The organism is Allobacillus saliphilus (assembly GCF_018138385.1).
GTDB lineage: Bacteria > Bacillota > Bacilli > Bacillales > Alkalibacillaceae > Allobacillus > Allobacillus saliphilus.
On record NZ_JAGSIE010000016.1, the window covers coordinates 22,862 to 45,475 of the forward strand.

A 22,614-nucleotide genomic window follows, 5' to 3' on the forward strand; every position below is an offset into this window, starting at 1 on the left:
GTGACTGATGCAGGAACTAAATCTAGAAGAACTAAGAAAACAATTAGATGAAGTAAATATAGAAGTTTTAAAATGGATTAATCGACGCGGTGAGCTCGTTAAAAAGATTGGTGAAATAAAAAAAGAACAAGGAATTAAAGTCTTTGATCCAGTACGTGAGCGAGAGATGCTCGATCATATTGTCGATCATCACGAAGGGCCTTTCCAAAGCTCGACGATTGAACACCTGTTTAAAGAAATCTTTAAAGCAGCTAAGGAATTGCAAGAAGATGACCATCGTAAAACGTTGCTCGTCTCAAGGGAACAAAAACCTCAAGATACAATTGTCAAAGTCGGCAATGTAAATATTGGTGGAGGAGAACGCCAGTACATCATGGGCCCTTGCTCTGTTGAATCTGAGGAGCAAGTAGATCTCGTTGCAAAAGCCATAAAAGAACACGGCATTCCAATTTTACGTGGAGGTGCTTTTAAACCCCGTACATCACCATATGATTTCCAAGGATTAGGATTCGAAGGGTTAAAAATCCTGAAGAAAGTCGGAGATCGATATGGTTTGAAAGTCGTCAGTGAAATCGTCAATCCGAATCATATCGAAGAGGCTGTGGAATATTTGGATGTCATTCAAATCGGCGCACGTAATATGCAAAACTTTGAATTGTTGAAAGAAGCGGGCCGATCAGATAAACCGATTTTCCTCAAAAGAGGATTAGCAGCGACAATCAATGAATTTATGAATGCTGCTGAATATATTATCTCTCAAGGAAATGATCAAATCGTCTTATGTGAACGTGGAATCCGAACGTATGAAACAGCGACGCGGAACACGTTAGATATCACTGCAGTACCTATATTAAAGCAAGAGACCCATTTGCCGGTATTCGTAGACGTAACACATTCAACAGGCAGAAGAGACTTATTGCTACCTGCTGCCAAAGCTGCTATGGCGATTGGAGCGGATGGAGTAATGGCAGAAGTACATCCAGATCCAGCAACAGCATTATCAGATGCACAGCAACAGATGGACTTGGATGCGTTTCATCAATTTATGGACGAGTTACAGAAATAAAGTAATAGTACGGTTTGAATATATATGCAAGGTTGGTGGTACACCGATTGCGGTCTGTAACCCTCAAGAAACTTTCACAAGTTATCTATTGAATCGTTTGATTGAGTAAAGTATTCTTACATTAAAATGAATCGTTATGAAATGAGGTTTTTAAGATGAGTGTTACTATTTATGATGTAGCAAAAAAAGCTAACGTATCGATGGCGACCGTTTCGCGGGTCATTAATGGAAATACAAATGTAAAGCCGATTACTCGACAAAAAGTGTTGGATACTATTGAAGAGTTAGGCTTCCGACCGAACGCAGTGGCGCGTGGATTGGCAAGCAGAAAAACAACTTCTGTCGGTGTCATTATTCCGGATGTCGCTAATCTGTTCATTGCTGACTTGGCACGTGGTATTGAGGATATCGCAACAATGTATAAGTACCACATTATATTAAGTAGTTCAGACCAACAAAAAACGAAAGAAATTGATCTCTTCTACAATATGTTGGAGAAACAAGTAGATGGCATTATTTTCATGGGTACGACGATTACAGACGAACATATTGAAGCGTTTAAGAAAGCAAATATTCCGGTTATATTAGCAGCGACAATCGCCGAATCCGAAGAGCTTGCATCTGTCAATATTGATTATTATCAGGCGATTCAGGATGCTATTCAGTTTATCGAAGAAAAAAGTAAAGGTGATATCGGATTTGTCACAAGTCCATTGAATAACCGCTCCAATGAAATTAGAAAACAATCCTTTGTCGATGCAATGAAAAAGTCAGGCAAAAGTGAAGATGATTTGGAAAAGCTTATTTTTAATAGCGACGACACTTATGACTCAGGTATTCAAGCAAGTCATTATTTTCTCGGATTGGATGAAAAACCAGAAACGATTCTCGTCTCTTCAGATGAATTGGCATTAGGTGTCATTCATGGATTACAGGATGAAGGATTGAAAGTTCCAGAAGATATTGCTGTAGTAGGGTTTGACAACACAAGACTTGCGACGATGGTGCGTCCGACATTAACGACCGTAATGCAACCGATGTATGATATCGGTGCTGTTTCCATGCGTTTACTAACGAAGTTGCTTCAGGGAGAACAAGTAGAAGAAAAACAAGTCACTCTACCTCACCGAATCATCGAAAGAGACTCAACAAAATAAAACGGATGCCGATATAATAAATAGAGATAGATAAATCGGAATCAAGTAGGGTGAGAAGTATGAAACGAAAAGATTTATTGACGCCAATAGGTATCGGTTTAGGTGCGACGATGATTTTAGTAGGCATCTATTTTAACAGTGGATTTGGGGGCGTTTCGACGTTTATTCAACTTTCTTCCATCGTCGTCGTTGTCGGTGGTTTAATTGGTGCTCTTTTAATTAACTTTTCGGTGGTAGAATTAAAGATGTTCCGAAAAGTGATGATGGAAGCATTCCATAGTCAAAATTATAATCTCCGAGAATTGATTCAATTGTTTATCCAACTTTCTGAAAAGGCAAGAAGAGAAGGTTTACTTGCATTGGAAAGTGAAATGGATGAAGTAGACGATCCATTTATTAGAAAAGGGGTTTACTTGGCGATTGATGGAATTGAACCTGAAGTTATCAATGAAATTATGAATGCAGAAATCGCGGCTATGGAAGAAAGACACCAAAAGGGACGAAATGTCGTAGAGAAAGCAGGGGAATACGCACCTGCCTGGGGAATGATCGGTACATTGATTGGGCTTGTATTAATGCTTAATAACTTAGAATCTCCAGAAACTATCGGTCCGAGTATGGCAATTGCCCTCCTGACGACTTTTTATGGAATGGTATTGGCAAATCTCGTTTTTATCCCAATTGCAGGGAAATTGTACTCACGTACGGAACAAGAAATATTTATGAAACAGATTATCGTTGAAGGCGTTATTGGTGTTCAATCTGGTCAAAACCCAAAAATCTTGGAAGAGAAATTGAGTGCATTCCTCTCAACTGAAGAGCTCAAACTTAATGAGGCAGAAGAGGAAGAAGAGATGATCGGAGAGACGGTTAATGAATCGTAAGCGTAAAAAACTACCAAAACGCGAAGCACCAATGTGGATGGTTACATATTCGGATATGATTACGTTAATTCTTGTTTTTTTCATTCTATTATTTTCAATGTCACAAATCGATGCGGTGAAATTTAAAGCCGTTGCTCAGTCTTATCAAGAACGGGTAATATTTGATTTTATGCCGTCGGCAATCGAAATGGATCATCCGACGGAAAACCAGGAAAATCAGTTGGATCCGGCTGAATCCGATTTCGAAGCTATGGTTCCAGACGAGCAAGATGAAGCGATGGAAGACGAAGAAAAGATGGACTCAACAGACGAGGAATCATTAAATGAATTACATGAAGAAGTGGAACAATTTTTAGATGAAGAAGAATTAAACGGTGTCATTTCAGCTAGCCGAACCGAGCAAGGAGTCGTTCTAGTTTTACAAGAACGTGTTTTGTTTGAATCTGGAGAAGCGGAATTGATTGAGGAAGGCTTTCCATTTTTAGAAAAGGTGGGAGTCTTGTTATCGAGTATCCCCAACAATGTAAAAATTGAAGGTCATACAGATAGTCGACCAATCAATACGTATCGTTTTCCTTCCAACTGGGAACTGAGTGGGGCTAGGGCGAGTAGTGTTGTTCGCTTCTTTGTAGAGAACCAGGGGTTAAATCCAGCACGGTTCCAAGCCTCAGGCTATGCGGATACGAAACCTTATGTTGATAATAATAGCTCAGAGAATATGCGTTTAAATCGTCGTGTAGAAATTACTATTTTAAGAGCAGAAAACCAGTGATTGACTTAACGTCATTCACTGGTTTTGTTTTGAAATTACGAAGTATAGGAAAAATCGGAAAATTTACGTTATAATAAACAAAAATTTTTCGTTGCTAACTATTTTCATAAAATGTATTTTTGTTCGTTTCTAATAATCTCAAGCGCTTTACCTAAAGTCAGTTGATTCTTTTCAGTAATTTCTTTTTTACGAGGAATCTCTTTATAAACACGTGAAAGATCCTGCCAATGGGTTGGTAATTGTACTGGGCTTTTCGGTTGCCATTTTTCAAGCCACTCTTTAGGTAATGGACCTTGTAACGTTTGCCCATCTAAATTAGCAATATTCCATAACTGCGCCCAAGCTCGAGGGACTACACGCCATATATCGTAGCCACCGCCACCGAGAGCAACCCATTTGCCATTACAATACTTATGCGCTAATCGGTGAACAAGTTTAGGGATTTCTTCGAAGATTTTCATTGAACAGCACAAATGAGTTAATGGATCGTATGCATGGGCATCTGCTCCGTTTTGACTAATAATGATGTCCGGACGAAAATACTCCGTGACTTCTTCGAGAGATTTAGAATATACTTCTAGAAACGAATCGTCTTCGGTGAAAGCATCGATAGGTAAGTTAAACGAATAACCGAAACCTTCGTTGTGCCCACGCTCGTTAACGTTTCCCGTGCCTGGAAATAAATATCTTCCCGTTTCATGAATTGAAAATGTACAAACATTTGGATCATCGTAAAACGCCCATTGAACACCATCGCCATGGTGGGCATCCGTATCAACGTAGAGAACTTTTAAGTTATAATGTTCGCGCAGGTATTTGATGGCAATTGCCGCATCATTGTATATACAAAAGCCAGATGCTTTTCCTTTAAATCCATGATGGAGGCCACCACCAATATTGACTGCGTGTGTATAGTCTCCGCTCATGACAGCATCCACAGCTGTCAGTGTTCCTCCAACTAACTGAGCTGAAGCTTCATGCATATTCTCAAAAATAGGTGTGTCTTGTGTACCGATTCCATATTGCATACCTTGTTCTGATGACAACAAACCAACACTTGCTTTTTGTACAGCCTCAATATAGTTTGATTTGTGAATCAGTTTAATCTCTTCATCCGTCGCCATTCGAGGTGGTATGATTTGTTCATCGTCCAATGCCCCACTAGCTTTGAGTAAATCATACGTAAGGACCACACGTTTTTGGTTAAATGGGTGGTCGTCCCTAAATTTATAACTTAGAAATGCTTCGGAAAAAACGAAAGCTGATTTGTGTGCATTCATTCGCTCATCCCCGGCAAATTAGGCCAAATTACATGATAGCCTTGTTTTTTTAATTCATCGATGATGGGCATTGGGTTCATCGTTTGAACTCGTAATACAATTACTCTTTCACTTTGATCTTCTTTTGATGGATAGAGGAAGACAGAAGAAATATTCGTATTCCGATCACTAATAATTTGAGCGATTTTCGGTAATGTTCCTATTTTATTAGGCACACGAATTTCAATTTGGGAGCTTTGCTCGCGAATACCTGTTACTTGGATTAATGTGTAAAGAATATCCTTTTCGGTAACAACACCAATAAGCTTATTGGCATGCGTGACTGGTACACAGGCAATTTCATAATCATAAAAAAGCGAAGCAATATCTTCGATGAAATCGAGTGGGTGTGCAGTAATCACCGGACTTGACATAATCGATTGAAGTGGACTTTCTAATATATCCAAGTTTTGTTCAGCTGCTAATATGGAAGGTGCTGCATCACGGATATCTCGGTCAGAAACAATGCCGACAACTTGATCTTCCTCATCTGTAATGGGGATGTGTCGAATATGGTGCTCATTTAACAATTTTAAAGCGCTTTCAATTTTGTCTTGAGGGGAGAGTGTAATCACATCTCTACTCATAACTTCTTCGACTATCATTCTCAATCACGCCCCTTTATTATAAAAAGAAATCTTCACGCCCCATGAAACGCATGGAGTCAAACAACTTAATGGATTCCGCATCTACATTTTTTCCGATACGGACGAGTAAGCAATTCGCAGGGTGAGAAACAATCTCTGGGTCATCTGTAGACATCGGTTTTAAGCCACCATGGGCCATCATTTTTTCCATTACTTTGCGATATTCCCAAATACTTAGTCCTGTTGTTTTCATATCCCAATGCCAATGATACTCCGTCGTAATTGTAATATAATTTTCCATGTAATCATCTCTCATGGATAGTTCCAAAATGGTGGAGCCAACCTTCATCCCACGGTATTCGTGAGAGACTTCAATAGCCCCTAATTCCAGTAAATTATCCATTTTGTATGTTGCCCAACGCTCCATTGGATCCGGGTGTAAAAAAGTCGCATAGCCAATAATTTTATCCTCATCGCGAGCGATAATAATTCGACCTTCTTCAAAATCGGCAATTGAAAGAATTGCATCATACTGTTTTTTGGGCGGCCTGAATGCTTTCAACCCATCATCAAAGTAATAATTTTTAAGCTGTTCTGAATCGACAGGCCCTTCAATGATAATTTCTTTATTATTTTTTTGAATGGTTTGACTGTAATATGTTTTAGCGTGTTCCAAATCGACACCACCTACAAAAATTACGACTTCAGTTCAATTATAACAGAAGATGATTTGGAAAAATAGAAGGAGGAGAGAGGGAGTCATATCATAAAAAAATGGCAAGTAGCTCACTTACGCTGCTTGCCAATAAGGTTCAAGTGAAAAGTTGTTATCAAAAGAAAGAGTATTAATCGCCTTGTTCAATTTGTTCGTCTTTCTTATCGTCCCCACCGTTACCATTTTCGTTTCCACCGGAGTTGTCGCTTCCATTTGAATTTCCGCCGCTTGATTCTTCCTCTTTTTTATCTTCTTCTTTCTTTTTCTCTTCCTCTTTTTTCTTTTCCTCTTCTTCTTTCTTCTTTTGCTCTTCTTTCTTTTTCTTCTCTTCTTCTTTTTTCTTTTTCTCTTCTTCAGAGGTTACGTTTCCGAATATGACTGTACTGGATATGCTCGATTCTTTACCGTAAAAATTCACTGCACGAACAGCGTAAACTTTATTTTTCGATGGAACACGTATTGAAGTTTCTGTCGTAGCGTCAATCTGTTTAAAGTCTCCACCTTTTTCATTAGCCATAAAGACGCGATAGCCAATCGCATTACTGCTATCGTTCCATGTTAATGTGCTACCACTCATGGAAACACCACTTGGCGTACCAGGATTACTGTTCTTAGGTGATTCAGATTCAGGGACGACTAGATCTTTCCAAGCTTCGTTGTCCGGCAATAATTTACTGAGGTCATCAATCTGGAACCAAGCAGGTCCCATCTCTTCAATGAAATCAGGTTTAATGAAATAGCCTTGTTCAGTAAATTCTTCTGGAGTTGAATCGGCAGCTTCATACGTTTTATCACCGATTTTTACATAGTTACCTTTCTTGACACTGTCATCTTTTTCGGTCGGAACATGTTCGATATTAAAGAGATCTGTTTGAACTAATCCAAGTGCATGACAAGCCTCACTTGGAAGCTTTCCAGAAATCAAACAGTAGCTACGCTGCACGATTCCACCTGGGCTTTCATGTCGTTTACTTGGCGTTACAAGTTCTGGATCGACATCGGCTGCTGCATTAACCAACGCAGACCAGTAACCGGTATTACGACTACTATAGCCAAGCGAACAACCACCAGGACAACTGTTTAGACTCATAATATTACTTTCTCTACCTGAAACATGTCCATTGGAGTCTAAATCATATAATCCGTACCCGAACCATGTACCGATTGTCACATTTGGATTTGTACCAACAAACCATGCATCCGCAAAGTTTTGAGATGTACCTGTTTTTCCTGCCCAATCTACACTTGGGTTATTCAGGCGGCTCTTAATATATGTTGCTGTACCGTTTGATATAACATCACGCATAACATCCAGCGTTAAATATGCTGTTTGTGGCGTGAAGACTTCGGTTTCTTGAACCTCATGCTCATAAACAGGGTTTCCATCTTGATCTACTATTTTTTCAATCATAAACGGTTCAGCTCGTTTTCCACCATTCGAAAAAGCTGTAAACCCACTTGTCACATCTGCAACTGTTGAATAGAAAGATCCTAATACTGCAGGAGGAAAATTTTCCGTTTGTGCTTCTTCGTTTGAATCAGCAATTCCAAGTTTCGTTAAATATCTTGCTGGATTATTATCAACAGCTAGCAAACCACGCATGATACGAGCAGCAGGCAAGTTATGTGATTTCGCCAATGCTTCTCTTGCTGTCACAATACCACGCTCTCTACCAGCATAGTTGGAAGGTGACCAATCACCAATCGAAAAGCCAATATCAGGAACAGGAGTTCCCGGTTGGAAAATTCCTAATTCAAACGCTGGTCCATAACCGAGCAATGGCTTCATCGTACTTCCGTTTGGTCGAGTGTTATAAAAAGCATAGTTGATATTGTCATTTTTATAGCCACGTCCACCTACAAACGAAATAATTCGTCCTGTGCTGTTTTCAATCATACTCGCGCCTGTTTCAATGGGTATTTCACGAGTTTCAAGTTCACCCGTTTGTGGGTTAGTAACCTGAACTGTTTTCGTCGGATAGAAGTGACCGTAATTTGCAGTAGCATCCTGCCAAGCGTCATAAATATCCTTGTTGATTGTTGTATGGATACTATAGCCTTTATGTTTCAAATCACGTTCTGCTTGTTCACGATATTCCGTACGAGCTTCTTTTTCTTCCACTGAATAAAATTCTTCTTTTGAATAACCATCATTCTTAGCTAAATGCAATGCCATTTTTTCGATGGCACGTTCTTCGATCTCGATTGTTAAATAAGGGTAATCTGAGAAAAGTGATTCCTTTTTATCTGTCAAACTAGCAATTACATCAAAGTCTCTTGCTTCATTATATTGTTCTTCGGTAATCTTTCCCGTTTCTAACATTCTGCTTAAAACAATATTTTTCCGGTCTAAGCCATCCTGTAATGCTTTTTCTGATTTCTTTTCGCCACCTTGTAGAAACGGTGTATAAGCATAAGGGTTTTGCGGCATACCTGCTATGTATGCTGCTTGAGCCAAGTTCAGTTCACTTGGTGATACATCAAACAGACCATCTGCAGCAGCTTGAATGCCGGCTATGTTTCTACCCGAAGAATCCCGCCCAAAAGGAACGATATTTAAATAAGCTTCTAACAATTGATCTTTCTCGATGAACTTCTCAATTCTCGAAGCAATCAATATTTCCTTTGCTTTTCGGTCAAAGGAAACTTCACTGGAAAGAATTTGGTTTTTTACAATCTGCTGTGTTAATGTACTACCACCCGTTTGGGAGTCAGCATTTGTGAATTCTTGTAACATCGCACGCATAATCGCTTTCGGTACGAATCCATTATGCTCATAAAATAATTCGTCTTCTGTTGCTATGACAGCATTTTTTACATGATCTGATACTTTATCTAATGTTGTTTCTTCTCTATGGATGTCACTACGAAGCTTCCCCATATACACATCGTTCGCAAAGTAAATATGAGAAGTCTCTTCGTAGTCAAATACGAGTTGTTTCATTTCATCTTCATCTTCAACGGGCATATCATCTACCAATGAAGCGAAATATCCTAATCCGACGCCCCCTACGATGAATCCGCCTACGAGTCCGATGACGATAAAGAATAATAAAATATTCCAACCAACATCTAAGCCGATTCGTGTAAAACGAGGAAACTTTCCGTCTTGAAAAAATTTCAGGAATTTATTTTTTGATTCATTTGAACCCATCTTCAAACCTCCTAAATAATCTAATTTATTATAGCATAGATTAATAGACACTACATATTACAAATTACCTGATAATTCAACGAATGATATGAAGAGAATAATATTGTTTCTAGTTGAAAAATAAATATAGATATGCTTTAATAAATGAAAGAAAATCATATATAAATGTATTGAAGAGTGAGAGTAGAACATGTCTTAGGAGCAACAGAGAGCTGGTGGTTGGTGCAAACCAGTCCGATTCATGATTCGAATTACGACTTGGAGCATTCTCTAATGAAAGTTAGAGACGGTAAATCCGTTATCTGAATGAGTGACAGCTAAATTCTGTAACTAGGGTGGTACCGCGATTCCCTCGTCCCTATGACTGGACGTGGGATTTTTTTGTGTAAAAAAATATATAGCTATCAAAACTTAGGAGGATCAGTATGCATATTTTAGATGAGTTGAAACAACGAGGTTTAATTAATCAGGTCACTGATGAAGAAGGCTTAAGAAAGCACTTGGAAGAGAACCAAGTTTCATTATATTGTGGTTTCGACCCTACTGCTGACAGTCTGCATATCGGACATTTACTGCCGATTTTAATGTTAAAAAGATTCCAAATGGCTGGACACCGTCCGATTGCACTTGTCGGTGGTGGAACAGGCATGATTGGAGACCCAAGTGGCCGAAATGAAGAGCGCCAACTTAATGATGCTTCAATCGTTCAACAATGGACAGAAGACATTAAAGGGCAATTATCAAAACTGATCGATTTTGATGACGAGAAGAAAGGTGCGGTAGCCGTCAATAACTTCGATTGGTTATCAAAAATGTCTGTCATCGACTTGCTTCGCGATTACGGTAAACATTTCAGTGTAAATTATATGCTTGCGAAAGAGTCCGTTGAAGCTCGAATTAGACAAGGTATTTCTTATACCGAATTCACATACATGATTCTGCAGTCATTGGATTTCCAACGCCTTTACCAACTAGAGAATTGCACGCTTCAGATAGGTGGTAGTGATCAGTGGGGCAATATTACAGCAGGTTTGGAATTAATTCGCCGAACGACTGAAGAAGGGGAAGAGGCAAAAGCTTTCGGTTTGACTGTACCGTTGATAACAAAAGCCGATGGAACAAAATTCGGAAAAACAGCTGGTGGCGCCATTTGGTTGGATGCGGATAAAACATCACCTTATGAATTTTACCAGTTCTGGATTAATGCGGATGACCGTGATGTTGTGAAGTTTTTGAAATCCTTTACGTTCCTTTCACTAGAAGAGATTGCTGAATTGGAAAAAGAAGTACAAGAGCGTCCTGAACAGCGAAAAGCACAACAGCGATTGGCAGAAGAGATGACAAAACTTGTTCACAGTGAGGAAGCATTACAGCAAGCGATTCGAATTTCAAAAGCTCTTTTTGAAGGAGATATTAAAGCTTTAAATGCGAATGAAATTGAGCAAGGGTTCAAAGATGTCCCTTCCTATGAACTAGAAGAGAATTCAATCGGCCTTGTCGATCTTCTCGTTGTCTCAAAAATATCCTCTTCAAAACGCCAAGCGCGTGAGGATATTACCAATGGTGCGATTTATATCAATGGAGAACGACAGCAGGATACAGCTTATGAAATAACGGATGAAGATAAATTGGATGGATTGTTTACCATCATTCGTCGCGGTAAGAAAAAATATTTCTTGATTCGTCATCAGTAAGCCCGATAAGGAAGTAGAGACAAATTTAATGAAACATGAAAGCCCGAACAATTTTGATGTAATAAATTGTTCGGGTTTTTCTAATTCTTGTTTGGCAGATGTTTCTTCAGCAGTCATCGACCAAACTTCAACAGTCATCCGCCAAACTTCAGCAGTCAGCAGCCAGCAGTCAAACCTCAACAGCCTGGCTCACTATCCTAATCCATAATAGATTGTTTTTATTGTAGCCATGTCGAGACAGTAAACGTATGATAAAATGGTTATATATGAAAGAAAAGTGAGGGAATACATAATGAATTGGACGACGAACGGTCCAAATGGGCCAAAAGGCAAATCGAAAACGGTTGTTTTTAATCAAAATAAAATGACCTCTACTCAAAAGAAGAAAATCTTTAAATGGGGAACGATCTTTTTCTTCATCTTTCTTCTGTTACTAACCATTCCAGTCATCTTTAATTTTTTGACGAATTATATTTGGATGGAATCATTAGGCTTTGAATCTGTTTATACGACAACGTTGATTACAAAGATCAGTTTAATCGTTGCTGGATTCTTATTGTTTTTTATTTTCACCTATTTTACCCTTGCCGGGATGCAAAAAATTATTATTGATACAATCGGTAAGGCGAAGTTTATTCAACAAATCGGACCAAAAAAGATGGTTACATGGACCAATATCATTATTTCCATTTTAATTGGTTTACTTGGAAGTTTCATTGTCCAAAAAATTGGCTGGGAGCCTGTGTTAAAGGTGTTCAACCAAGTCAGCTTCAACCAAGCGGATCCGCATTTCGGACATGACCTTTCATTTTACTTTTTTACATTACCCGTGCTTAATTTCGTATTGAACGTTTTGATGATTCTTTCCTTAATTTTAGCGGGTGTCGCAGCTTTCAGTTATTTCATGTTTCAAGCATTTCATCACCGCATCGCTAAAATACAGTTAGCTTTTTACATGATTATTTTCGGACTATCATTAGCGGCTACACATTACCTCGGTATGTATGATGCTTTATTTACTAATCAAGTAAATGCATTCCAAAAGAGCGCTGTTTATGGGGTAAGCTATACAGATGACGTCATTAACATTCCAAGTGCTTATGTACTTGCAGCAGTAACAGTGCTAGCAACTGGTTGGGCCGTAATAACGCTATTCCGTAAAAATTATATGCGGTTGATCATTCCGTTTGGTCTTTATTTACTTGTATTGTTCGGCAGTCAAGCAGTATCAGTAGTCGTTCAACAATTCATCGTCTCACCAAATGAATTCCAACAAGAGACCCCATATCTAGAAAAAAACTTAGCAATGACGCGCCAGGCGTACGAGTTGGAAGATATGGAAGTGAAAGATCATCCAGGAAATGCTTCGTTGGATGAGGAGATGGTCGAACGAAATGAAATGACGATCAATAATATTCGAATTAATGACTCACGTCCTTTGAAGGATGTTTATAATCAAATCCAAACGTTCCGTACGTATTATGAGTTTAAAGATATCGATATTGACCGGTATATGATTGATGGCGAATACGAACAAGTATTTATCGGTGCTCGTGAACTAAGTATGAAAGATTTACCGGAGCAAGCACAAACATGGGTAAACCAAAACTTACGATATACACATGGCTATGGTGTTGCAATGAGTCACGTAAATGAAGTGACAGCACAAGGGCAACCTGAATACCTCGTGAAAAACTTACCGACATCGGGTGAGATTGATGTAGAACGCCCGCAAATTTATTTCGGTGAACAATCGTATCCAACTGTCATCGTAAACTCAGCCGTGGATGAGTTTGACTATCCAGATGGCGAATCAAACGTATCTAATCGTTATGAAGCGGATACAGGGATTCCGTTCACTGGACTGAATCGATTACTCTTTTCATTGAATGAGATGTCATTCCGGATGTTAGTGTCTGATCAAGTAACCGATGAAAGTCAGATCCTTGTCACACGAAACATTTTAGATCGGGTGAAACGCATTGCCCCATTCTTTGAATATGAGGAAGACCCATATATTTATGTGCGGGATGATGGAAGTCTTGCATGGATTATCGATGCTTATTTAACAGATAGCCAATATCCATATGCAGAGAAATACAATGATAAAAATAACTATATTAAAAACTCGGTAAAAATCGAGATTGATGCTTATACGGGTGAAGTGAATTTTTACGTTGTAGATGAAGAAGATCCACTTGTCCAAACGTATGCGAATATGTTCCCGGATTTATTTACGGAAGACATTCCAGAAAATCTTCAAGCTCATTTCCGTTATCCGGAGCGGTTGTTCAGCATTCAAGCAGAAATGTATGGAACGTATCACATGGAAAACTTAGAAGTCTTTTATAATCGAGAGGATTTCTGGCAGTTCCCGACAGAGAAATATTATGATTCAGATACCGAAATGGATCCATATTACGTAACGATGAAGTTACCAGATGCAGAACAAGAAGAGTTTATATTGATGATGCCATATACACCAAGGCAGCGACAAAACATGATTGCATGGATTGGTGTGCGAAATGATGGTGAGCATTATGGTGAGAAAATTGTTTATCGTTTTCCGAAACAACGGAATGTGTATGGACCGCAACAAATCGAAAACCGAATTAATCAAGATAGTACTATTTCTCAAGAGTTGAACTTATGGTCGCAAGGGGGATCAAAAGTTATTCGAGGAAATCTTTTAGCCATTCCAATCGAAGACACGATGATGTATGTTGAACCCATTTATATCGAATCAAGTAATGAAACATCTTTACCGGAAGTGAAGCAGGTTATCATTGCTTATGAAGATTATATCGTGATGGAAGCGACGTTTGATAAAGCATTAAATCGAATTCTGACTTATATCGAATCGAATGCGGCACCTGATGAAATTGAAGAAGGTGAAGCAGGAGTACCGTTAGATGAAGCGAATGAGTTATTGAACGAATTCTCCGATTTATTTGAGCAATACCAGAATGCGTTATCGAATGGAGATTGGCAGGAAGCAGCAGACATCATGACCCAAATCGAAGAAAAATTGGCTGAAGTAGAATAATTCATATTAAAACTCCTCATTCATCACGAATGAGGAGTTTTAATGATGGGTTGATTAATCGAGCGATTTTTTGGCTAAATACCAATCGATCATCTCTAAGCTGTCATCTTTTTTACGTTCGTCTAGCTCTTTTTGAGTAGAAGGTGGTGGAACGATGACCTTATCACCAGGCTCCCAGTTTGCAGGAGTAGAGACTTTATGTTCGTCAGTCGTTTGTAATGCTTTGATCAAGCGAACGATTTCGTCCATGTTTCTTCCCGTTTGTAATGGGTAATAGATAATTCCACGAACAATTCCTTTATCATCAATGACAAAAACAGCGCGATTTGTTTCTGTGGAATTATGTTCTGGTGTTAACATACCGTATTTAGATGCGACGTCTTTATTCAAGTCAGCAATAACCGGAAATTCAATTTTAATATTAAAATTTTCTTCGATATTGTTGACCCAAGCTAAGTGAGACTGATTACTGTCGATACTAAGACCTAACAGTTCTGTGTTCAATTCACGGAGCTGTGGATAGATCGCTTGGAAAGCAACAAATTCAGTTGTGCAAACCGGTGTGAAATCTGCTGGATGGGAGAACAATACTAAATACTTCCCTTGGTAGTCTTCCAACCTTTTCATTCCTTGAGTTGTTAATGCTTCAAAATGAGGTGCTTTTTCACCTACACGTGGTATGCGAATCTCAGGTTGCTGATTCATTTCTTCAGACATAGTGTAACCCTCCTATAATTTAATTCCTATATGTTTACTAGGATTTATATTCTATTATAATCCCTTGCAAACGATTTGTGAACTAATATACGATATAGATTGAAAATAAATGGAGGTATGATGAATGAATACAACGATTGAAACAATCCTAAATCACCGTTCCATTCGGAAATATACGAATGAACCCGTATCTGATGAACAAATCGAAACCATTATTCAAGCTGCACAAAGCGCTTCCACGAGTAGTTTTGTCCAAGCATATTCAATCATTGGGATTAAAGACGATGAAGGAAAGAAAAAAATTGCTGAGCTTTCTAAAAACACACATGTGGAACATGCTAGTCGTGTTCTTATTTTTTGTGCGGACTTTCATCGCCATGAGTTATTGGCTAAAAATAAAGGTGAATCGATTTCCGATACGCTCGAAAGTACAGAAAAATTCATTGTTGGTATTACGGATGCTACGCTTGCAGCACAAAATGCAGCTATTGCGGCAGAGTCGATGGGACTCGGCATTTGTTATTTAGGCGGAATTCGAAACAATATTGGGTCCGTTTCAGAATATCTGGGCTTGCCTTCACATGTTTTGCCGTTATTTGGTATGACTATTGGCTATCCGGCAGACCAGTCCAATCCAAAGCCACGTTTACCTTTACACCATGTGTATCATGAAGGGAAATACAATTCAAACATTGACGTATATACGAATCAATTGAAAGAATATGATGAGACTGTATCCAGTTACTACAATACGAGAACAAGCGGTGAAAGACAGGATCGGTGGTCTGATCAAATGACGAATATGCTTAGCAAGCAAGTTCGTATGAATATGAAAGACTTTGTACAAGAAAAAGGATTCAACAAATCATAATTCATCTGAAACCATAAACACCCTCACACGGACTCAATCAGCGTTCGGGAGAGGGTGTTTTTTTGGTGGTTCTGAACATGAGCAATTATCAAAGCTCACACTTTTTAATACAAGGCCGCATTGAATATTATGCAAATGATTTCATCTTTTTTGATTATTTAATTTAAAATATTAGAAAATTTTGATATAATAATACAACATAATTAGAAAGGGAGTTGGAACTAGATGAACGAAACAGATTTAATTGCCCCTGCAACTTACAACATTGTATCCGAAATGGAAAAATATGCTGACGGTTCTAGCAAAAAAGCAATCGTTTGGTTGGATGAGGAAGGTAACCGAGAAGAGTGTACGTACGATGATTTAATGAAAAATGTAAATAAAATTGGAAACGCTTTTATGAAGAATGGACTTCGAAGAGGCGATAAGGTCCTCGTCATGATTCCACGCTTGATCAAAGCGTACGAAGTTTATCTGGCTGCGTTAAAAACGGGGATTATTGTCATACCAAGTTCGGAAATGTTGAAGGAAAAAGATTTACAGTACCGTGTGAGTCATAGTGAAGCAAGAGGTGTTATTTCTTATTATCCTTTTGTTGATCAATATAAAGGGTTGGAAGAATACGATCAATTGGTAAAATTCTCTGTTGGTCAAGCCGTTGAAGGTTGGAAACATTTAGATGAATTAATGGCTGATGAATCTGATGAGTTGGAAATGGCAAATACAGAAAGAGATGATATTGCATTTTTACCTTATACTTCAGGAACAACCGGCAATCCAAAAGGTGTCGTTCATACACATGGATGGGGATATGCTCATTTAAAAACGGCCGCTCCCAATTGGTTATCCATTAACGAAGGAGATAAGGTTTGGGCTACAGCAGGTCCGGGTTGGCAAAAGTGGGTTTGGAGTCCATTTCTTTCTGTATTAGGTTCAGGTGCTACTGGATTTGTCTATAATGGAAAATTCAAGCCAAGCACTTATTTAACACTTTTACAAGACGAGAAAATCAATGTGCTATGTTGCACACCGACAGAGTATCGTTTAATGGCTAAAGAAGATAACTTAGATCAATATAATTTGTCTTCATTGCACAGTGCAGTCTCTGCAGGAGAACCGTTGAACGTTGAAGTTATCGACACCTTTAAGAAGTACTTTGATATTACCGTACGCGATGGATATGGTCAGACTGAAAATACATTACTATTAGGTTTCATGAAAGATATGGAAGTAAAGCCAGGTGCCATGGGTAAGCCTACACCAGGAAATGATGTCGATATCATTGATGATTTAGGGCAATCGGTTAAAGCAGGAGAAGTAGGGGATATCGCCGTTAAACTGGATACTCCAGCACTTTTCCGTGAATATTACAAGGATCCTGAACGCACAGCGGCATCTAGACGCGGAAACTATTATGTGACGGGTGACCAAGCATCAAAGGACGAAGAAGGTTATTACTGGTTCGAAGGTAGAAGCGATGATATCATCATCAGTTCTGGTTATACAATTGGACCGTTCGAAGTTGAAGATGCTCTGGTGAAGCACCCAGCTGTTCAAGAATGTGCAGTGGTTGCCAGCCCACATGAAGTTCGTGGAAATATTGTCAAAGCATTCGTCGTCTTGAAAGGTGAAAATGAACCTTCTGACGATTTGATTAAAGAACTACAAGATCATGTGAAGAATTCAACAGCACCATATAAATATCCAAGAGAAATCGAATTTATCGACGACTTACCAAAAACGACTTCAGGGAAAATTAGACGAGTGGAATTACGGAAGCAAGAAATGAATTAAAAGGAAAGACTCCTCCCAATACAATGGTGAGGAGTCTTGATTTGTTACGAACGATTCATGTGCTACATTATTTCATCCATTCGCTTGTCGAATAAAAATGCAGTCGATATACTTAACTAAAGCTAATCATTATGAAACTGTAGGTGACACGATGAAAATATTAGTTATTGAAGACGATAAAAGTTTATTCCATGAAATAAAAGAAAGGCTTTTACAATGGTCTTATGAAGTGTATGGGATTGAAGACTTTTCAAATGTGATGGAAGAATACAGCACAATTCAACCGGAATTAATTATCATCGACATTCAACTACCGAAATTTGATGGTTTTCATTGGTGTCGAATGATTAGGTCAACCTCAAGTGTACCCATCATCTTTTTATCATCACGTGACCATCCGACCGATATGGTCATGTCCATGCAGCTAGGTGCAGATGACTATGTTCAAAAACCATTTCACTTCGATGTGTTGATTGCCAAAATCCAAGCTATTCTTCGTAGAGTCTACAATTATAATAATGATCAAGTCCAAATAAAAACATGGGCTGGTGCAACGATAGATTTTGAGAAAAATATGGTGTCCACGAATGAAGCGTCCATCGAGTTAACAAAAAACGAAGCTTTTATATTGAAAGAATTACTGGAAAAGAAAAACAATATCGTTACAAGAGAAGAATTGATTCATCGTTTATGGGATGACGAACGATTTATAAGTGACAATACGTTAACCGTTAATGTGAATCGCTTACGTAAAAAGTTAGACGAGATTGGGCTCGGTGAATATATTGAAACGAAAGTCGGACAAGGCTATTTGGCGAAGGAAGGCACAGAATGATTTTGAAATACATAAACGAACGGAAAAGTTGGATCAGTGTGTTTGTTCTTTTTGAATTGCTTCTGCTGTTTATGGCTTACTTGGATCGAAATTGGCCAGTCAGTTCTGTCACATATTTTGTATTTTTGACATCGGTCATCTTTGTCATTTTTCTCATCATTCGTTATTTACGAGAATCGAAATTTTATAAATCTATGGACAATCAATCATCCGAACTGGATACATCGGAAATACCAAAGCCTTTTACGCCTTTTGAGAAAGTGGTTGCACATCGACTGAACCAACAGTTTGACAAACTAAGATCAATGGAGACAGAAAACCGAATTCAATTGGAAGAAGAAAAAGACGAACTGCTATCATGGATTCATGAAATAAAAGCACCATTAAGTGCAATGAATTTAATCATTGATCGCATTGAAAACCCTACTTTAAAATCAGACTTAGACTATGAATGGCTGCGCATCCACATGTTGCTCGATCAACAACTACACCAGAAGCGGATTGCTGTTATTGAAAGTGATTTGTACATGGAAAAGGTTTTTTTTGAACCGTTAATTCATGAAGAGATTCGTACAATGAAATCATGGTGTATTTACAAGAGCATTGGTTTTGATATCGACTTACAAGAAGAAACGGTTTTGACAGATGTTAAATGGCTCTCCTTTATCCTAAGGCAATTGTTATCTAATGCCGTTAAGTATAGTGAAGAATCTGATATATACATACAAAGTGAACGACAAAATGGCCAGGCTTATCTTTCGATACGAGATGAAGGACAAGGCATTCATGCAAAAGATCTGCCGAGAATATTTGAAAAAGGATTCACTTCTACGTTCCAGAAAAATCATGGAGCAACTGGAATGGGTTTGTTTTTAGCAAAACAAGCCGCCGAATCTTTGCATATTAAACTCGAGGTAGAGTCAAAACCAACGTTTGGTACGACGATTACGTTAATCTTTCCGAAGAAAAATGAAGTAGTCGATTTATGGGATTCTCGCTAATTATTAACGATTCACGTGATTAACCTAAACAGCATGTGACAAAAATGTCATATGCTTTTTCTGTTTTGTTCGTTAAAACACAGGAGACTACATGATTGTCACGATACAATAAAGATAGAAATGACGAGAGGGGAATCAATCATGCACTTATTGAAAGCTCAAAAAATTTATAAAAGTTTCGGAAACAAATTCAACCGTACGGAAGTATTAAAAGGAATCGATTTTACCATTGATCAAGGTGAATTCGTAACAATTATGGGGCCTTCAGGATCAGGTAAAACGACGTTATTAAATGTATTGTCATCAATTGATCAAGCGAGTCACGGAACAATAACGATAGACGGTCACATCATTACAAATATGAAATCAAAGAAGCTTGCTGAATTTAGAAAACACCACTTAGGTTTTATTTTTCAGGAATACAATCTACTTGATACGCTAACCGTCAAAGAAAACATTTTGCTTCCTTTATCAATACAAAAAGTATCCAAGCAACAAGCAAATGAAAGGTTCGACTTAGCTGCAAAAGAATTGGGGATTTATGATCAAAGGAACAAATATCCAAGTGAAATCTCAGGCGGTCAAAAACAAAGAACATCTGCAGCACGGGCATTTATTCATCAACCGAGCATCATTTTTGCAGATGAGCCGACGGGTGCACTTGATTCGAAAGCTGCTTCAAGTTTATTGAACAAAATGGTTGAAATGAATGAGAAACACGAAGCAACCATCTTAATGGTTACGCACGATCCAGTGGCTGCTAGTTATAGTGATCGTGTCGTTTTGTTGAAAGACGGAGAGGTATACTCACAATTATATAAGGGGGATGAAGACCAACAATTATTCTTCAAAGATATTGTGAAAACACAAGGCGTGTTGGGCGGGGTGCAACATGAACGTTAATCAATTGATCTATCGAAACTTGAAGAACAACCTAAAAAACTACTATCTGTACGTATTTGCTTTAATTTTCAGTATATCCATTTATTTTGCATTTGTGACGCTTCAATACGATGCTTCTATGGATCCAGCTACTGGGACGATCAAGGGGCAAGCAGCAGTCAGAGCAGGTACAATTGTTTTAATCCTAATTGTTGGTGTGTTTTTAATTTATGCAAACAACCTATTTATTAAAAGGCGCAGCAATGAGATTGCATTATTTCAGCTTATTGGTATGACGAAGGGGAAGGTTTTCCGATTGTTGACGATAGAAAACTTAATTCTTTATCTTGTTTCATTGGCAATCGGAATCGGCGTCGGGTTTTCCATTTCTAAGTTAATGGTTATGATTGTTTATAAATTGACCGATGTAACCGACATTGCGACGATGCATTTTTCTACGGAAGCGCTTAGTCAGACTCTAATCGTCTTCGGTGTTATATACTTATTCATCATGCTTGTGAACTCTTTATTTATAAAAAAAGAAAATATTCTATCTTTATTTACTATTCAACAGTCAGCAGAAATTAAAGTGAAGAAGCTATCCATTATTCAAGTGTTACTTGGTCTTTTAGGCATTGGTTTAATCATTGCAGGTTATGTTGTGTCCCAGCAGTTATTCAGTGGGAATTTTACCACAGTCAATGAGCTATTCTCTGCGATGGGATTCATTTTGATGGCAGTAATATTTGGCACATATTTATTTTATAAAGGATCTGTTACATTTGTTTTGCAATTGATTCGAAAAAGTCATAAAGGGTATCTATCAATTAATCAAGTCCTATCATTGTCGTCGGTTATGTTCCGAATGAAATCCAATGCCTTATTACTGACAATCATTACGACAGTATCAGCACTTGCAATCGGGTTACTAAGTTTAAGTTATATCTCTTACTATTCAGCTGAGAAACAAGCAGAGAATTTTGTTATTAATGATTTTTCGTTAGTGAATGAAGAAAGCTATAAACAATTTACGTCAATCTTAGAAGAGAACAACATTGACTATCAGGTAAATCAAATCGAAGTATTCAATGTTGAGTTAGATGCATCACAAATTATGGACTTTAACTTCGAAGAGGACTCTTCGGTGACAATGAATCCAAGTGAATTACAATTGCCGATTATCAGTGATGAATCAATCGAGGGAATTGATGTGGACGAAAATCACTTCTTATTATCGGGCTATTCAGATTTTCTTCAACGATTTATGTCATTTAAAAATTCAGGAAAAGCAACGATTAAAACGGAAAATGATGAGTTCTCGATGAAATTTCTAGGTTTGAATCGTGAGTACTATGTATCTAGTTACTTTACAAATGGTGGCGGAATGCCAATCGCTATTGTAGATGAAGAGAAATACCAACAATTAAAAGTGGATTTGGACCCTGAATTACAACATCGATCACAAGATGCTGGTGCTATAACCTTCAGAGGTGTCGACGTTAGTGAGCGGGACATCGAGAAAGCAAATGAGCTTTTTCTAACCGAAGAAATAGACCGATGGGCAGGAAATGATTCACAACAAAACATGGCTAGAAACCAAAAGATGAATATGGGCTTAATCATGTTTATCGTCGGATTTCTAGGTCTTACATTTTTAGTAACATCCGGTTGTATATTGTATTTCAAGCAAATGGATGAAAGTGAAATTGAAAAACCGAGCTATACAATTTTGAGAAAACTAGGTTTCACACAACGTGATCTGATAAAAGGTATTCAGCTCAAGCAATCTTTCAACTTTGGAATTCCTTTGTTCGTCGGACTTCTTCATAGTTACTTTGCTGTTCAGTCTGGTTGGTTTTTCTTTGGTACAGAAGTATGGACACCAATGCTCATTGTCATGAGCTTATATGCGGTTCTTTATTCATTGTTTGGCCTCTTATCCGTATTGTATTATAAGAAAATTATTCAAGAAGCTTTATGATCTATTTTAATGATGATAAGCCCCGTCATTGTAAGAGAATGACAGGGCTTATTTTTGAACATCAAAACAATCACTCGTTAAGAAAAATCGGGAATTTTTTGTTAAACACTTGGCTGTTCTTGTCGATATATAAACTGTA

The 22,614-nt window shown here is 38.1% G+C and carries 18 protein-coding genes and 1 other annotated feature; of the genes, 13 read left to right on the top strand and 5 right to left on the bottom strand.

Annotated features, from left to right (window positions below):
- Positions 1 to 7: 7 nt before the first annotated feature.
- The 4 genes from KC820_RS06275 (at position 8) to motS (ending at position 3,879) form a co-directional block, all read left to right on the top strand.
- Entirely contained in the window at positions 8 to 1,066 is a 1,059-nt protein-coding gene (locus tag KC820_RS06275; protein ID WP_212369357.1) for a bifunctional 3-deoxy-7-phosphoheptulonate synthase/chorismate mutase, read from the top strand.
- Positions 1,067 to 1,221: 155 nt separating this feature from the next.
- Complete coding sequence (gene ccpA, locus KC820_RS06280) at positions 1,222 to 2,223, top strand: catabolite control protein A (protein WP_212369360.1); 1,002 nt, start codon at positions 1,222 to 1,224, stop codon at positions 2,221 to 2,223.
- 59 nt (positions 2,224 to 2,282) lie between these two features.
- Entirely contained in the window at positions 2,283 to 3,107 is an 825-nt protein-coding gene (gene motP, locus KC820_RS06285; protein ID WP_212369364.1) for a flagellar motor protein MotP, read from the top strand.
- Complete coding sequence (gene motS / locus KC820_RS06290) at positions 3,097 to 3,879, top strand: flagellar motor protein MotS (RefSeq protein WP_212369367.1); 783 nt, start codon at positions 3,097 to 3,099, stop codon at positions 3,877 to 3,879. The genes motP and motS overlap by 11 nt, the downstream gene beginning before the upstream one ends.
- A gap of 104 nt (positions 3,880 to 3,983) precedes the next feature.
- On the opposite strand, the gene KC820_RS06295 is transcribed toward motS, so the two are convergent.
- The 4 genes from KC820_RS06295 to KC820_RS06310 form a co-directional block, all read right to left on the bottom strand.
- On the bottom strand, positions 3,984 to 5,159 hold the full coding sequence (locus KC820_RS06295; protein ID WP_212369370.1) for an acetoin utilization protein AcuC: 1,176 nt from the start codon (positions 5,157 to 5,159) through the stop codon (positions 3,984 to 3,986).
- Positions 5,156 to 5,803, bottom strand: a complete 648-nt coding sequence (locus tag KC820_RS06300; RefSeq protein ID WP_144088119.1) for an acetoin utilization AcuB family protein — start codon at positions 5,801 to 5,803, stop codon at positions 5,156 to 5,158. Before KC820_RS06300 ends, KC820_RS06295 begins: the two co-directional genes overlap by 4 nt.
- 19 nt (positions 5,804 to 5,822) lie before the next feature.
- Positions 5,823 to 6,461 carry a GNAT family N-acetyltransferase gene (locus tag KC820_RS06305; protein WP_144088118.1) on the bottom strand — a complete coding sequence of 213 codons (639 nt, stop codon included), beginning with the start codon at positions 6,459 to 6,461 and terminating at the stop codon, positions 5,823 to 5,825.
- Positions 6,462 to 6,630: 169 nt separating this feature from the next.
- A complete protein-coding gene (locus tag KC820_RS06310; protein ID WP_212369372.1) occupies positions 6,631 to 9,654 on the bottom strand; it encodes a transglycosylase domain-containing protein in 3,024 nt (1,007 codons plus the stop codon).
- A gap of 161 nt (positions 9,655 to 9,815) precedes the next feature.
- Positions 9,816 to 10,017: a binding site (T-box leader), on the top strand.
- A gap of 62 nt (positions 10,018 to 10,079) precedes the next feature.
- Here KC820_RS06310 and tyrS point away from each other — a divergent pair.
- The 3 genes from tyrS to KC820_RS06325 all read left to right on the top strand — a co-directional run bounded on the left by tyrS (position 10,080) and on the right by KC820_RS06325 (position 14,394).
- On the top strand, positions 10,080 to 11,348 hold the full coding sequence (tyrS, locus tag KC820_RS06315) for a tyrosine--tRNA ligase (protein ID WP_212369376.1): 1,269 nt from the start codon (positions 10,080 to 10,082) through the stop codon (positions 11,346 to 11,348).
- 28 nt (positions 11,349 to 11,376) lie between these two features.
- On the top strand, positions 11,377 to 11,556 hold the full coding sequence (locus tag KC820_RS06320; protein WP_212369379.1) for a hypothetical protein: 180 nt from the start codon (positions 11,377 to 11,379) through the stop codon (positions 11,554 to 11,556).
- A gap of 84 nt (positions 11,557 to 11,640) precedes the next feature.
- Entirely contained in the window at positions 11,641 to 14,394 is a 2,754-nt protein-coding gene (locus tag KC820_RS06325; RefSeq protein ID WP_236782550.1) for a UPF0182 family membrane protein, read from the top strand.
- 54 nt (positions 14,395 to 14,448) lie between these two features.
- Here the strand turns inward: KC820_RS06325 and KC820_RS06330 are convergent, their stop codons facing one another.
- A complete protein-coding gene (locus KC820_RS06330) occupies positions 14,449 to 15,111 on the bottom strand; it encodes a peroxiredoxin (protein ID WP_212369382.1) in 663 nt (220 codons plus the stop codon).
- A 124-nt stretch (positions 15,112 to 15,235) separates the two neighbouring features.
- Between KC820_RS06330 and nfsA the strand changes: the two genes are divergently transcribed.
- From nfsA to KC820_RS06360, 6 genes are all read left to right on the top strand, one after another.
- Positions 15,236 to 15,982 (top strand): oxygen-insensitive NADPH nitroreductase, encoded by a 747-nt coding sequence (gene nfsA, locus KC820_RS06335; protein WP_212369386.1) that lies wholly within the window; start codon positions 15,236 to 15,238, stop codon positions 15,980 to 15,982.
- Between the two features lie 225 nt (positions 15,983 to 16,207).
- Positions 16,208 to 17,776, top strand: a complete 1,569-nt coding sequence (gene mbcS, locus KC820_RS06340; RefSeq protein ID WP_212369390.1) for an acyl-CoA synthetase MbcS — start codon at positions 16,208 to 16,210, stop codon at positions 17,774 to 17,776.
- Between the two features lie 97 nt (positions 17,777 to 17,873).
- Positions 17,874 to 18,611, top strand: coding sequence for a response regulator transcription factor (locus tag KC820_RS06345; RefSeq protein ID WP_272874468.1), 738 nt, complete (start codon positions 17,874 to 17,876; stop codon positions 18,609 to 18,611).
- Positions 18,608 to 19,612, top strand: coding sequence for a sensor histidine kinase (locus KC820_RS06350; RefSeq protein ID WP_212369393.1), 1,005 nt, complete (start codon positions 18,608 to 18,610; stop codon positions 19,610 to 19,612). Before KC820_RS06345 ends, KC820_RS06350 begins: the two co-directional genes overlap by 4 nt.
- Before the next feature lie 141 nt (positions 19,613 to 19,753).
- Positions 19,754 to 20,515: an ABC transporter ATP-binding protein gene (locus KC820_RS06355; RefSeq protein ID WP_212369396.1), complete on the top strand. Its 762-nt coding sequence runs from the start codon at positions 19,754 to 19,756 to the stop codon at positions 20,513 to 20,515.
- Positions 20,505 to 22,475 (top strand): FtsX-like permease family protein, encoded by a 1,971-nt coding sequence (locus KC820_RS06360; RefSeq protein ID WP_212369400.1) that lies wholly within the window; start codon positions 20,505 to 20,507, stop codon positions 22,473 to 22,475. Before KC820_RS06355 ends, KC820_RS06360 begins: the two co-directional genes overlap by 11 nt.
- Positions 22,476 to 22,614: the final 139 nt, after the last annotated feature.